The following is a 13185-nucleotide window of genomic DNA, read 5'->3' as shown; positions in this document are numbered from 1 at the left end:
TTGGGGGGGGGGGGTGGGGGGGGGGGGGGGAGTCCCCTGTTCTCTGGGTGCCCTCCCCGCGACGACTACTTACGGTAGCCAAGCACCGTCATCATGCCTGCCTCACCGTGGTAGACGTTGTGGCAGTGGACCATCCACAGCCCCGGATTGTCCGCGTCGAAGTCCACCTCCAGCGTCTTCCCCGGCAGCACGATCGCGGTGTCCTTACGGGGTCCGCCGTCCGGCAGTGCGTAGGTGTGGCCGTGCAGATGCATCGGGTGCCACATCTCCGTCGCGTTCACGAAGCGCAGCCGCACCCGCTCACCCGCAGTGACGGCATGCCGCTGCCGCGGGTCGTACCGCTTGCCGTTGAGCCCCCAGTCGTACTTCGCCATGGAGCCGGTCAACCGCAGCGTGACCGTACGGTCCGGCTTGCCCATCTCCAGCCGCGCCGAGCCGGCCGCCTTCAACTTCTCGGCGGTCAGCGGCGTGCCCGCCAGCTCCTTCGGACGGACCGAGGGAGAGGGCGCAGCCCCTGAGCCGGTACGCAGCAGCGCCCGGGCCGTCGCCTTCTTGCCCTCGGCCAGCGCGGTGAGCGGGAAGACACCGTCCTCCGCCGTCACGAGCACGTCGTACCGCTCGCCCATACCGAGCAGCAGCGCGTCGGTGGCGGCGTGCTCGACCGGATAGCCGTCGGCGTGCGTGACCGTCATCCGATGGCCCCCGAGCGCCACCCGGAAAGCCGTGTCACCGCCCGCATTGATGAAGCGGATCCGGATACGGTCACCGGGCTTCGCCCGAAAGGTCTCGGGGTCTGCCGGAACCCGGCCGTTGACCAGATAGTGCGGGTACTTCACATCGCCCGCGTCCCCGCCCAGCACCTCACTGGCAGCCCCCATCATCATCCGCGAGGGGCTGTCCTTTCCCGGCGACGGCTCGGAGCGGCCACCCATGCCGTGCATGCCGTGCATGTCGTGCCCGCCACTGTCGTCACCGCCCCCGTGGTCCATGCCGCCTCCGTGGTCCATGCCCCGACGCAGTTCGGCCAGGACCGAGTCCGGCGTCGACCCGTCGACGCCGTCCACCCAGTCGTCGAGAACGACCACCCACTCCTTGTCGTACCGCAGCGGCTCCTTCGGGTCCTCCACGATCAGCGGCGCGTACAGCCCGCGGTCCTGCTGGACGCCGGAGTGCGGATGGAACCAGTACGTGCCCGGCTGCGGGACCGCGAACCGGTAGGTGAAGTCGGCGCCCGGCCGGATCTCCCGCTGGGTGAGTGCGGGCACCCCGTCCATATCGTTGCGGAGGGCGAGCCCGTGCCAGTGCGCGGAGGTCGCCTCCGGCAGGTGGTTGGCGAGGGTGAGCGCCAGTGTGTTTCCCGCGGTGACGCGGATCTCCTTGCCGGGCACCCGATCGCCGTACGCCCAGGTGGGCACGGTGGTGCCGGAGCCCAGTTCGAGACGGGTACGGGTCGCGGTGAGCCGCACCTTCTCCGTCCGGCCCTCAGGCCGTTCGGCCTCGGCGGCCCGCACCTCGGACCCGCCGGGCTCGACGTAGCCGTCCGCCGCCTTGTCGTTGTGGCCGCCGTGGCCGTCACCGGAGCAGGCTGTCAGCAGCCCGCCGCCGGCCAGTGCCGCGCCGGTTCCGAGCACGGCCCGGCGCGTGGGAAGGGAACGCATATGTGTACCTCACGGTGTTGTCGCTCGATTTGCGGATACGCGCCCACGTCCTCTCGCCCTGAGGCCCTCGGCCGACAGGGAGCTTGAAGAGGGGACGTGCGGCCCTCTCAGATCCGCAGGATCGACAACTGCGCAAGCCGCAACGCCGTACGCGGCGGCGGCAACGGCCACAACACCCGCAGCCGTTGGTCCCGCAACGGCGCCAACGGCTCGGTACGCCACACCAGCAGCACTGCCGCACCCAGCAGCGCGGCGGCCGTCCACACCCCCAGCACGGCCAGACAGACCGAGAGCGGGTCCGTCCCCGTCCCGTGCCCGTTGTCATGAGCCGGGGCGTGGCCCTCGGAGGACATGTGGTGGCCCATGGCATGGTCCGCGACCGCGCCCGGAGCGTCGACCGCGGCCGGAGCGGGAGCCGGAGCCGGGGCCGCGGCGACGTGCTCCTCCATCGCCGGGCGCTCGGGTACAAGGTGCCCGAGGGTATGCATGGTGACGAGCCCCAGCAGCAGCGCGGCAAGCAGCAGCGCCCGCCCGCACCACACGGTGCGGGTGCCGGGTGCGCGCTCGCCGGTCAGCATGCGCTCACCCTAACCGGATGCCCGGCGGGGGTATGCGGCGACCCCGTGCGGCCCCGCGCGGCACCGCGCCGGGGTGGGCCCCGTCCGCGCCGCGGTGGCCGACTCCGCGCCGGGGCCGCACGGCCCCGCACCGGCGCCCGCGTCGGATTCCACAGGCTTCCTCCGTATTTGCCGATGACCTGGCGGTGTTCGGTCATTGACGTGAACTCGCCACCGCGCACAGGATGCCCAGCATGTTGGAGGCTCTTGATCTCGACCCCGTCCAGCAGCAGGTCTACGAGGCGTTGGTGGACGGTGCCGTGACCGTCAACGAGCTGCGTGCCGCCGCCGGAGTGAGTGCCGCTCGCGTCCGCGCCGCACTCGCCTCCCTGGAGAAGCTCAACCTGGTGGGACGCTTCTCCGCAGACGGCGCCAGCAAGGCGGACGGCGCCAAGGCGGACGGCGCCGGCAAGCCGGACCAGGGCAGCCGGCCGGACCAGGGCGGCAAGGGAGCTGAACGCTACCTCCCAGTGGCCCCCGAAATCGCCTTCGAGTCCCTCCTGCTCGCCCGCGAGGAGGAGATCCACCGCACACGCCGCCACATCCAGCATCTGGCAGCCCGCTTCCGGGCGCACACCGCGGGCCGCGACCCGCTGGAGCTGGTGGAGATCGTCACCGGGCGGGCCGCCGTCATCCGCCAGGTCGACCAGCTCCAGCGCAGCGCACGCGGCGAGATACGGGGCATCGACCGACCGCCCTACGCCAACAGCGACCCCGACCGCCTCGACCCGAAGACCGGCATGATGCCGGTGCAGGCCCAGATGATGCGGCGCGGCATCAGTTACCGGGTGATCTACGACACAGAAGGGCTCACCACCTTCCACCGGTTCGACAAGGACATCGGCGCAGCGGCCGAACTGGGCGAGGACGCCCGGGTGATGGCGGACACCCCGACGAAGATGCTGATCGCGGACGACCGCATCGCACTGATCCCGCTGCGCGCCGCGCCGAACGAACTGGCCAGCAGCGTCGTCGTACACCCCTCCGGGCTGCTGGAGGTGCTGTGCGAGTTCTTCGAGGTGCTGTGGGGCAGGGCGCTGCCGATCTCGGAGTATCTGTCGGGCCGCCGCCCGGGGGCACCGGACGGGCCCAGCCCGCAGGAGGCCAAGCTGCTGGCGCTGCTGACGACCGGTATGACGGACCAGGTGATGGCCCGCCAGCTGGGCATCAGCTACCGCACCTTCCAGCGGCGGCTGCACGGGCTGATGGAGCGCCTCGGCGCAACGACCAGGTTCCAACTCGGCGTCCGCGCGGCCAGCCTCGGCTGGCTCCCCCAGACGCAGTCGCAGACCCAGACCCAGACCCAGTCCCAGCCCCAATCCCAGACCCAGCAGACTCAGCCGTAACAGGCCCGGACCCAGCCGCAGTCGCACCCGCCATCGCCTGCCAAGGCACCGCCAAGCCCTGCCCGAACCGCCAAGAATGGCCCCTTGTACGGCAATTGACCGTCTACCCGCGTCACCCGGGCCCCCTTGTCCTGCTCGGTACAGGCGCCTAGCGTTCCGATCGCGCACCCCACAGGCGCATCCCCCACACGAGGAGGAACCCTCCCCATGGCAGTGACGCGCAAGAAAGTTGCTCTCGGCATATCGGCGGCGGTGGCCGCGGCAGCCATCGGCACCGTCTCGGCGCTCCCCGCGAACGCGTCTCCGGAGGCGCAGACGGAAGGCACCGTCGTCGGGGCGAACTCGGCGAAGGCCGTCAAGGGCAGCTACATCGTCACGATGAAGAAGTCGGCCGTGAGCACCAAGTCGGCCGCCGCGAAGGGCAAGTCGGTCATTGCCGACCACGGCGGCAAGGTGCGCAAGACCTTCACCAAGGCCCTCAACGGCTACTCCGCGAAGATGTCCGCCGACGAGGCCAAGAAGCTGGCGGCCGACCCGGCGGTCGACAAGGTCTACGCGAACCAGAAGCACTCCCTCGCCGGCGAGCAGGCCAACCCGCCCTCCTGGGGTCTGGACCGGATCGACACCCCCGAGCTGAAGCTCGACAAGAAGTACACCTACCCGGACGGCGCGGGCGAGGGTGTGAACGCCTACATCATCGACACCGGTGTCCGCACCACGCACAAGGACTTCGGCGACCGCGCCAAGAGCGGCTTCGACGCGGTCGACGGCGACGAGGACGCCAACGACGGCAACGGGCACGGCACGCACGTCGCCAGCACGGTGGCGGGCGAGGCGCACGGCGTCGCGAAGAAGGCCAACGTGGTCGCCGTCCGCGTCCTGGACGACCAGGGCTCCGGCACCACCGAGCAGGTCGTCCAGGGCATCGACTGGGTCACCAAGAACGCCAAGGCCCCCTCGGTCGCCAACATGTCGCTGGGCGGCGGCGCGGACGAGGCGCTGGACAAGGCCGTGCAGAACTCCATCAAGGCCGGTGTCACCTTCGCGGTGGCCGCGGGCAACGAGTCCACGGACGCCGGGAACAGCTCGCCGGCCCGGGTGAAGGAAGCCATCACGGTCGGCGCGACCGACAACAAGGACGCCCAGGCCGACTTCTCCAACTACGGAGAAGTACTCGATGTGTACGCCCCCGGCGTGGACATCACCGGCGCCTGGAACACCGGCGACGACGCCACCGACACCATCTCCGGTACCTCGATGGCCTCGCCGCACGTCGCGGGCGCCGCGGCGGTCTACCTCTCGGGTCACAAGGACGCCAAGCCGGACGCCGTCTCCAAGGCGCTGACCGAGGGCGCGTCCAAGGACGTCGTCGGCAACCCGGGTCAGGGCTCGCCCAACCTGCTGCTGAACGTCGTCAAGTGACACACAACTGAACAACAGCGGGTGACGAGGGACGACACTCGTCCAACACCCTCACCTTCCGCGGCCCGGTGCCCCACACACCGGGCCGCGGTCCTGTGTGCTCCTGCCGGTGGTGTCAATTCCGCTTGCTGGCCAGCATCAGCGTCCACCACGGGCCCCCGGGTCCGTCGCTCACCCCTACACCGGCGTCTCGGTAGGCGCAGTTGGTCAGCGCTGCGCGATGCTTCGGGCTGCGCATCCACGCCCTCACCACCTCGACGGCGTTCCCCTGGCCCCGCGCGAGGTTCTCTCCCACGCGCCGGAACCGGTAGCCCTTGGCGGCCGCCCGTCGGCCGGGGGAGCCACCGGGCCGGGTGTGGGAGAGGCGCCGGGCATGTGCCATACGCGTGCTGTGCTGCTGCGCGGCCCTCCGCAGCGCGCTGTTCCCGGCGACCACGGGGCAGCCGGCCCGGACCCGCTCCGCATTGACCAGTGCGAGGACCTCGGCGCGCCCCGGCGCGGCACCGGCCTCCCATCCTGTGGCGGTCACCAGCGCCAAGGCGAGACCGAGGACCGCGCCGCGCCGGGCGAACCGGCTGAACGCGAATGCCATACGTCCCTCTCATTTCTCGTCGGCTCCGAGGCACCCTTAACGGCACCTTAGAAGCAATTTCCCGAAAATCTGCTCATTGCTGCTGTGTGCGGCGATATGGGTCGACCGCTCCGGGACGCTTCCAAGTGCTGTTCCAGGGATATGGACTGGCGATCTCCAGGTCGACATCCCGGACGACGAGCGGGAGGACCTCCGTCTCGCGTCCCGTGAGAGCGGCGACGCGCTCGATGAGGCGAGATCCGGCTGTGAAAGGTGCTGCGCAGGGCATTGACGCCCCATCTGCCTCGCCCTATGTTGCGTTCGGCAGATGGGATGACGTCCGATATTTCGAACGGCTCAACCGGGTTCGGACGCCGTCCCTCTCCGACCTCCCACGGCGCGCGCATGCGTGTCCCTGGCCTCCGTTCCAGCCGCACACCGAGAAGGCACTGAATCTCCGGGATGTCGAACCGGTTCGGCACAGCCCTCGACTGTGTCGAACCGGTTCGACAGCCCTCCGACATCTCGCAGGAGCCGCAACGATGGTGCTACCGAGAGCGCGACAGATACGTGCGAGAGCACGGCAGCGACGCCCGAGAACGGGACAGGTCCGTGCGGGCCTGTCCGCGGCGCTGGCCGTCGCGCTGGGGATCGGCCTGCTGGGCGCGGGCCCACCGAAGCCGGCGTCCGCCGCCGAGGGGGAGCTCACCGTCGACCTCGGCAAGGAGACCGGAGCGTTCCATGGCGGCGCGTCCGGATCCCTGTACGGGCTCTACGGGCAGGACGTGCCGACGAACAACCTCATCGAGGGAATGAATCTGCGCACCGTCTCCACCAAGGCGCAGGACGGACCGCAGCACCCGGGCGCCGACGCGCTCGAGGTCGTCAAGCCGATCGCGGACAGTACGGACGGCGATGTCTACATCTATATGACCGACATCCACCGCGGCTTCCCCTACCAGTGGGAGGGGGACACGCCGGCGGAGAAGATGCGGATCTACCAGGAGAAGATCGCCAAGCAGGTCGACCAGGTCCGGAAGCTGCCCGCGAAGTACCAGGACAACATCGTCTTCGTGCCCTTCAACGAACCCGAGGGCAATATGTTCGGCACCGGCAAGTGGAGCTACAACGGCACCAGTTGGCTGGACAAGCCGGACGACTACTTCGCCGCGTGGGACGACGTGAACCGGCTGATCAAGGACAAGATGCCGGATGCGCGGATCGCCGGACCCAACACCAGTGTTCTGTTCAACCAGGTCGAGGGTTTTCTGAAGCACACGGTGCAGGCCGGCACCGTCCCCGAGGTCATGACCTGGCACGAGCTGAGCCACCCGGAGCAGATCCGCACCAGCGTCAGAAAGTACCGCGGCTGGGAGAAGAAGGTCTTCGCCGGTACTGCGCACGAGGGCACCGAACTGCCCGTCAACATCAATGAGTACGCGTACAACTACCACACCTCGGTCCCCGGCCAGATGATCCAGTGGATCTCCGCGATCGAGGAGTCCAAGGTCGACGCCGACATCGCGTACTGGAACATCGACGGCAATCTGTCGGACTCCGCCGTCCAGTCCAACCGCGGCAACGGCCAGTGGTGGCTCTACCAGGCGTACGGCAGCATGACCGGCCGTACTGTGCAGGTGAACCCGCCCTCCCCCGGCGAGAACTACACCATGCAGGGCGTGGCGTCCCTGGACCGGAAGAAGCGCCAGGCGCGGACGCTCTTCGGCGGCTCCGACGGCGGCGGGCACATCACGTTCGACCATGTGCCGGACGAGGTCTTCGGGGACGAGGTGCACGCCTGGATCCGTGAGATCCCGTGGACCGGGCAGATCGGCGACTCCGCCCGGCCGCGGCTGATCGCGGAGCGAGACGTCAAGGTCCGCGACGACGGTTCGGTGGCGTTCGACTTCGGCGACGACGGCATGCCGGCGCTGAAGGAGTCGTCGGCGTACGAGATCGTCCTCGCCCCGGGCGGCAGGGACACCGGGACCTCGGCTCCCACGACCCGGTGGGAGGCCGGTTACGAGGCCGAGGATGCCGCGCACACCGGCTCCGGCTACAGCAAGAACGGCCCCGAGGGCTCACCGTCCGACGTGGCGAAGTTCTACACCTCGGGCGGTCACGACGTCGGGGGCCTGCGGACGGGCTCCGATGTGAAGCTCGACTTCACCGTCGACGTACCCGAGGACGGCACCTACGACCTGAGCGTCTTCGCCAACTCGCTCAACACCTTCGACAAGGTCAAGGAACAGGGCCCCACCAATGTGTTCCTCACGGTGGACGGCGGCGCCGAGCAGGAGCTGTCCCTGCCACTGGGCTACAAATGGGTGGTCTGGGACCACACCGACACCACCGTCAAGCTGACCAAGGGCAAGCACACCCTCTCGCTCGCGGCCAAGAGCCTCGACGGCAAGCGGGCCACCAAGGGTGACGCGATCGTCGACCGGCTCAAGCTCAGCCGGCCCGATCCCAAGGCCCAGAAGGCGGTTTACGAGGGCGAGCTGGCCGCGCTGGACGGCGGGCGCCCCGTCTACGACCAGGGCGGCATGACCGGCGCGGGGGCTGCGGAGATCAAGGAGGGCGACAGCGCGACCTTCTGGGTCTACTCGCCCGCCGACACGGAGTCCACGCTCTCCCTCGCCACCCGAGGTGCCGGGCAGGCGCAGCTCAGCGTGAACGGCCAGGACGCACTGCACGTCACGCCGTCGGCCAAGAAGGTGGCCGCCTCCCTGTCCGGCGGCATCAACAAGGTCACCGTCACCGGGAAGTCGGGCACGACGCTCATCGACCACCTCGCCGCCGAGCGGACCTCCAAGGCCCTTCAGCCGACCGTCTACCAGGCCGAGGACGCCGAGCTCGCCGGTTCCGCCGAACCGGCGAAGCTGTCGCTGGCCGACGACGGCTCCGCGGTACGCGGCATCGGCGGCAAGCCGGGCAACGGCAACACCGCGACCTTCCGGGTCAAGGCCGATGAAGCGGGCCTGTACGCCATGCGCGTGCGCTACTCCAACCCCGAGCAGTCCGAGGCCACCCACTACAACCCGGATCCGCTCGCCCGGCCCGCGGACATCTCCGTCAACGGAGCCGAGCCGCGCCGCACGCTGTTCCCGCACACGTTCCACGAGAACAACTTCTGGGAGCAGACCGTCCCCGTGCGGCTGAAGAGGGGCAGCAACACGATCCGGTTCTCGGCCGAGGAGCTGCCCAACTTCGACGGCACGTCCTACGCGTCCGACACATTCCCGGGCATCCTGCTGCGCTCGCGGCACGCACCCGTGCTCGACAAGATCACGCTCGCACGGTTCGCGAAACGGCCGTAGAAGCCGTCGGCGGCCCTCGGACGAGGGCCGCCGACGACAGCCGGCTGTTGGACGTCAACGGCCCGAGAGAGAAGGCAGCATGGTCACCATCGGCGATATCGCCCGCGCCGCCGGAGTGTCACGCAGTACGGCGTCGTACGCGCTGTCCGGCAAGCGCTCCATCTCCCAGGAGGTACAAGAACGCGTCCGGGACGCGGCCCGGGAGCTGGGCTACACGCCCAACGCCGGTGCCCGGGCGCTGGCCACCGCGGAGACGCGGGTGATCGGGCTGCTCGCCCAGTTCTTCGAGGACGAGTTCGCCCCGGCCATGCTGCAGTACATCCGCGGCGTCAGCGACACCGCGCGGGCGCTCGGCTACGACACGCTGCTCGTCACGGAGGCCGACGGCGCCCGCGCACTCCGCCGGATCACCTCCTCGCGGATGGTCGACGGCGTCGTGCTGCTCAACGTGGCGCAGGACGACGCCCGGCTGCCCCTGCTGCGCACGGCCCCGCAGCCCGGCACGCTGGTCGGACTGCCCGGCGACTGCTCCGGAGTGGACGTCTTCGACCTCGACTTCGAGGCGGCAGGGCGGCTGATGGTCGACCACATGTACCGGCTGCACCACCGCGAACTGATCCTCGTCTCGCAGCCCGCGCACGTCGTCGAGCGGGGCGGCGCCTACGTCTGGCGGCTGCAGAACGCGGTGGCCCAGCAGGCACGGGCCCGAGGGATCCGGCTCCACGCATCCTTCGGCGAGTCACAGCAGCCTCAGGTCGGGCGGTCCCTGCACGCGCTGCTCGACGCCCATCCGACCGCCACCGGCCTGCTGCTGGGCAACGAGGCCGCCGCTGCGGCGCTGCCGTCGGTGCTGCACGCACGCGGACTCGCGGCGCCGCGGGACCTGTCGGTCGTCGGCCGGTACTCCGACGAGTTCGCCCGCACCTTCTCGCTGCCGTTCTCCTCGATCGAGAGCGCGCCGGACCGGCTCGGCGAGCTTGCCGTGACCCAGCTGGTGCGCCGCATCGTCTCGCCGGAGAACCGCGCGGAGCCGCACGTCCTGCGTCTCCTCCCGCCCGAGCTCGTCGACCGCGGCAGTACCGGGCCGCCTCCCGCGATACCCAGCACCTCATCTGTTCAAGGAGGAACATCATGAGCAGCGCATCGAAGCCCGCCCGCGCGATAGCCGTCTTCGGGGCCGCCGTCCTGGCCGTGACCGGATGCGCGTCCAACACCGGCGGCGCCTCAGGCGCGCAGTCCGGCGACACCTACACCTGGTGGGACCCGTACCCGCAGCACAAGAAGTCGTCCGACTGGGCCAAGCGCGTCGCCAAGTGCGGCGACAAGGCCGGCGTCAAGATCAAGCGAACCGCGTACGACACCACAGCGCTCACCAACCAGGCGCTCCTGGCGGCCCAGGAGAACACGTCGCCGGACCTCATGCTGCTCGACAATCCGGCCGTCTCCACCCTCGCCGACACCGGCATGCTCGCCACGATGAAGGAGTTCGGCCTCGACACCTCCGGCATCGACAAGAACCTGCTGGCGGCCGGTGTCGTGGACGGCAAGGAGTACGGCATCCCCGTCGGCGCCAACACGCTCGCGCTCTACTACAACAAGGACGTCCTCGACGACGCGGGTGTCGACCCGGCCTCGGTCAAGGACTGGGACTCTCTCACCGCCGCGCTGAAGAAGGTGACCGGAGCGGGCAAGAAGGGCATCACCTTTGCCGGGATCGGCACCGAGGAGGGCTCCTTCCAGTTCCTGCCGTGGTTCTGGGGGGCCGGCGCCGATCTGCACGACCTCGACTCGCCGGAGGCGGCCGACGCGCTGAAGCTGTGGACCGGCTGGCGGAACAAGGGCTACGCCCCCGAGTCGGTGATCAACAACTCCCAGAACACGACCTGGGAGGAGTTCCTGACCGGCAAGTTCGCCTTCGCCGTGAACGGCACCTGGCAGGTCAACAGCGCCGCGAAGGCGAAGTTCGACACCGGCGTCATCCAGATCCCCGGCAAGAACGGCGGCGTGGCCCCGACCCCGACCGGCGGCGAGTTCATCACCGCGCCCGTCCAGAAGGACACCGGCCGCTACAAGGTCACCAAGAAGATCGCGAAGTGCATGACCACCCCCAAGGGGATGGTGGAGACGGCCAAGACCTTCGCGTACTACATCCCGCCGACCAAGGCCACCCAGGAGCAACTCCTCAAGGACGAGCCCAGGTTGAAGCCGTGGGTCGAGGCAGTGCGTACCGCCAAGGGCCGCACCAGCGGCAACCTCGGCACCGACTACCCGAAGATCTCCGAGCCGCTCTGGAACGCCGTACAGAAGAGTCTCAGCGGTTCCAAGAGCCCCAAGGAGGCTTTGCAGGAGGCGCAGTCGACCGCGAAGGACAAGGTCGGCTGAGCGCCGTCCGGAGGAAACCGATATGAGAGTGACCACCAAGCCGGTCGCGCTCGCCGAGCGTGCCACCGGCGGCGAGCCGCCGCCCGTCGCCCCGCCACCGCGGCAGCGCCGGCACCGGCGCATCCGCTCCACCCAGTGGGCGGGACTGGCGTTCCTGGCCCCGCTCCTGGCCTACCTGCTGATCTTCTACGCCTATCCGCTGTACCGGAACCTCGAACTCAGCGTGCACGACTACACGGTCCGTGCTTTCGTGCTCGGCGACGCCGAGTTCACCGGCCTTGCCAACTACCACGATGTCCTCACCTCCGACACCTTCGGCCTCGCGCTGGGCAACACGCTGCTTTTCACCTTCGTCTCGATCGCCGCGCAGTACGCGATCGGCCTCGCCCTCGCGGTGTTCTTCCGTGCCAACTTCCGGCTCTCCGGAGTGCTGCGCGCAATGTTCCTGGTGCCGTGGCTGCTGCCGCTGATCGTCTCCGGCTCCACCTGGGCGTGGATGCTGGCCGGCGACAACGGCATCGTCAACGCGGCCCTGGAGGCGTTCGGTATCGGCCAGATCAACTGGCTGACCGATCCGGACTGGGCCCTGACCTCCGTGATCACCGCGAACATCTGGCTCGGCATCCCGTTCAACCTCGTCATCCTGCACGCCGGGCTGCAGAACATCCCGGAGGACCTGTACGAGGCGGCGGCCCTGGACGGGGCGAACGCCTGGCAGCAGTTCTGGCGCGTGACGTTCCCACTCCTGCGCCCCGTCTCGGCGATCACGCTGCTGCTCGGCCTGGTCTACACGCTCAAGGTCGTGGACGTTGTCTGGATCATGACCACCGGCGGCCCCGGCAACGTCTCCACCACCCTGGCGGTCTGGTCCTACCGCGAGGCGTTCGGCACCGGGCAGCCCGACTTCTCCCCAGCGGCCACGGTCGGCAATCTGCTCATCCTCATGGCGCTGGCCTTCGGCTTCGTCTACCTCCAGCTGCAGCGTCGACAAGACCGCCAAAACATGGACGAAGGGGAGGAGCAGCCATGACCACCCGCACGGCACCGCCCGCACCCAGGCGCCGCACCCGGTGGAAGACCGCACTGGGCGTCTTCCTCACCGCGCTGATGCTCTTCCCCGTGTACTGGATGTTCAACGTCTCCCTCACCAGGACCGAGGACATGCGGGCCGACCCGCCGCACTGGTTCCCCTGGAACCCGACGTTCGAGGGGTACGGCGACGTCCTGCGGGACCAGCTGCCCGCCCTCGGCACCAGCCTCGGTATCGGCCTGGGCTGTGTGGCGCTCACCCTGCTGATCTCCGCACCTGCCGGGTTCGCCCTCGCCAAGCTGCTCCGCCGGGGCAGAGGCACGGTCAGCTTCGTCCTGCTCGTCGCCCAGATGATCCCCAGCGTGGTCATGGCGATCGGCTTCTACGCCGTCTATGTGCGGCTCGGCTGGATCAACTCCGTATGGGGGCTGATCGTCGCCGACTCGACCATCGCCGTCCCGTTCGGCGTGATGGTCCTCGCCGCCTTCATGTCCGGCATCCCCTCCGAGCTGATGCAGGCCGCCCGGATCGACGGCGCCGGCACCTGGCGGACCTTCGTCTCCGTGGTGCTGCCGCTGGGCCGCAACGCCGTTCTGACGGTGTCGCTGTTCTCGTTCCTGTGGGCGTGGTCGGACTTCGTCTTCGCCTCCACCCTCGACCGGAACGGCGAGGCGATCCCGATCACTCTCGGTATCTACGCCTACATCGGCAACAACACCACCGAATGGAACTCGATCATGGCGACCGCCGTTGTCGCGTCCGTGCCCGCGGCCGTGCTCCTCGTCGTCGCCCAGCGCTTCGTCGCCGGCGGGGTCACCGCCGGCGCTGTGAAGGACTGA

10 protein-coding genes are annotated in these 13185 nt (G+C 69.3%); 7 read left to right on the top strand and 3 right to left on the bottom strand.

The genetic code is table 11. From position 1 onward, the window contains the following. Positions 1-65: 65 nt before the first annotated feature. Both ACTWP9_RS18250 and ACTWP9_RS18245 read right to left on the bottom strand, forming a co-directional pair. Positions 66-1658 carry a multicopper oxidase family protein gene (locus tag ACTWP9_RS18250; protein WP_443247242.1) on the bottom strand — a complete coding sequence of 531 codons (1593 nt, stop codon included), beginning with the start codon at positions 1656-1658 and terminating at the stop codon, positions 66-68. A 107-nt stretch (positions 1659-1765) separates the two neighbouring features. Further along, positions 1766-2236 (bottom strand): hypothetical protein, encoded by a 471-nt coding sequence (locus tag ACTWP9_RS18245; protein ID WP_443247241.1) that lies wholly within the window; start codon positions 2234-2236, stop codon positions 1766-1768. Positions 2237-2469: 233 nt separating this feature from the next. On the opposite strand from ACTWP9_RS18245, the gene ACTWP9_RS18240 reads away from it, so the two are divergent. Continuing rightward, entirely contained in the window at positions 2470-3621 is a 1152-nt protein-coding gene (locus ACTWP9_RS18240; RefSeq protein WP_443247240.1) for a DprA-like winged helix domain-containing protein, read from the top strand. 207 nt (positions 3622-3828) lie between these two features. After that, positions 3829-5043 (top strand): S8 family peptidase, encoded by a 1215-nt coding sequence (locus ACTWP9_RS18235; protein WP_443247239.1) that lies wholly within the window; start codon positions 3829-3831, stop codon positions 5041-5043. A 115-nt stretch (positions 5044-5158) separates the two neighbouring features. On the opposite strand, the gene ACTWP9_RS18230 is transcribed toward ACTWP9_RS18235, so the two are convergent. After that, on the bottom strand, positions 5159-5635 hold the full coding sequence (locus ACTWP9_RS18230; RefSeq protein ID WP_443247238.1) for a CAP domain-containing protein: 477 nt from the start codon (positions 5633-5635) through the stop codon (positions 5159-5161). Positions 5636-6156: 521 nt separating this feature from the next. Here ACTWP9_RS18230 and ACTWP9_RS18225 point away from each other — a divergent pair. From ACTWP9_RS18225 to ACTWP9_RS18205, 5 genes are all read left to right on the top strand, one after another. Beyond that, positions 6157-8934, top strand: coding sequence for a cellulosome protein (locus tag ACTWP9_RS18225; protein ID WP_443247237.1), 2778 nt, complete (start codon positions 6157-6159; stop codon positions 8932-8934). A gap of 79 nt (positions 8935-9013) precedes the next feature. Further along, complete coding sequence (locus ACTWP9_RS18220) at positions 9014-10069, top strand: LacI family DNA-binding transcriptional regulator (RefSeq protein WP_443247236.1); 1056 nt, start codon at positions 9014-9016, stop codon at positions 10067-10069. Then, entirely contained in the window at positions 10066-11316 is a 1251-nt protein-coding gene (locus tag ACTWP9_RS18215; RefSeq protein ID WP_443247235.1) for a sugar ABC transporter substrate-binding protein, read from the top strand. Before ACTWP9_RS18220 ends, ACTWP9_RS18215 begins: the two co-directional genes overlap by 4 nt. Before the next feature lie 22 nt (positions 11317-11338). After that, positions 11339-12346, top strand: coding sequence for a carbohydrate ABC transporter permease (locus ACTWP9_RS18210; protein ID WP_443247234.1), 1008 nt, complete (start codon positions 11339-11341; stop codon positions 12344-12346). Next, positions 12343-13185, top strand: a complete 843-nt coding sequence (locus ACTWP9_RS18205) for a carbohydrate ABC transporter permease (protein WP_443247233.1) — start codon at positions 12343-12345, stop codon at positions 13183-13185. Before ACTWP9_RS18210 ends, ACTWP9_RS18205 begins: the two co-directional genes overlap by 4 nt.

Origin of the sequence: Streptomyces sp. 3N207 (genome assembly GCF_052246355.1) — a bacterium.
In the GTDB taxonomy this organism is placed as follows: domain Bacteria; phylum Actinomycetota; class Actinomycetes; order Streptomycetales; family Streptomycetaceae; genus Streptomyces.
This window is presented reverse-complemented; position numbering and strand designations above follow the sequence as displayed.

What these genes read in the sequence shown, in the direction of transcription:
- ACTWP9_RS18245 (WP_443247241.1), bottom strand. Translation starts at nt 2,236, where the DNA reads ATGCTGACCGGCGAGCGCGCACCCGGCACCCGCACCGTGTGGTGCGGG.
- ACTWP9_RS18210 (WP_443247234.1), top strand. Translation starts at nt 11,339, where the DNA reads ATGAGAGTGACCACCAAGCCGGTCGCGCTCGCCGAGCGTGCCACCGGC.
- ACTWP9_RS18235 (WP_443247239.1), top strand. Translation starts at nt 3,829, where the DNA reads ATGGCAGTGACGCGCAAGAAAGTTGCTCTCGGCATATCGGCGGCGGTG.
- ACTWP9_RS18250 (WP_443247242.1), bottom strand. Translation starts at nt 1,658, where the DNA reads ATGCGTTCCCTTCCCACGCGCCGGGCCGTGCTCGGAACCGGCGCGGCA.
- ACTWP9_RS18240 (WP_443247240.1), top strand. Translation starts at nt 2,470, where the DNA reads ATGTTGGAGGCTCTTGATCTCGACCCCGTCCAGCAGCAGGTCTACGAG.
- ACTWP9_RS18230 (WP_443247238.1), bottom strand. Translation starts at nt 5,635, where the DNA reads ATGGCATTCGCGTTCAGCCGGTTCGCCCGGCGCGGCGCGGTCCTCGGT.
- ACTWP9_RS18225 (WP_443247237.1), top strand. Translation starts at nt 6,157, where the DNA reads ATGGTGCTACCGAGAGCGCGACAGATACGTGCGAGAGCACGGCAGCGA.
- ACTWP9_RS18220 (WP_443247236.1), top strand. Translation starts at nt 9,014, where the DNA reads ATGGTCACCATCGGCGATATCGCCCGCGCCGCCGGAGTGTCACGCAGT.
- ACTWP9_RS18215 (WP_443247235.1), top strand. Translation starts at nt 10,066, where the DNA reads ATGAGCAGCGCATCGAAGCCCGCCCGCGCGATAGCCGTCTTCGGGGCC.
- ACTWP9_RS18205 (WP_443247233.1), top strand. Translation starts at nt 12,343, where the DNA reads ATGACCACCCGCACGGCACCGCCCGCACCCAGGCGCCGCACCCGGTGG.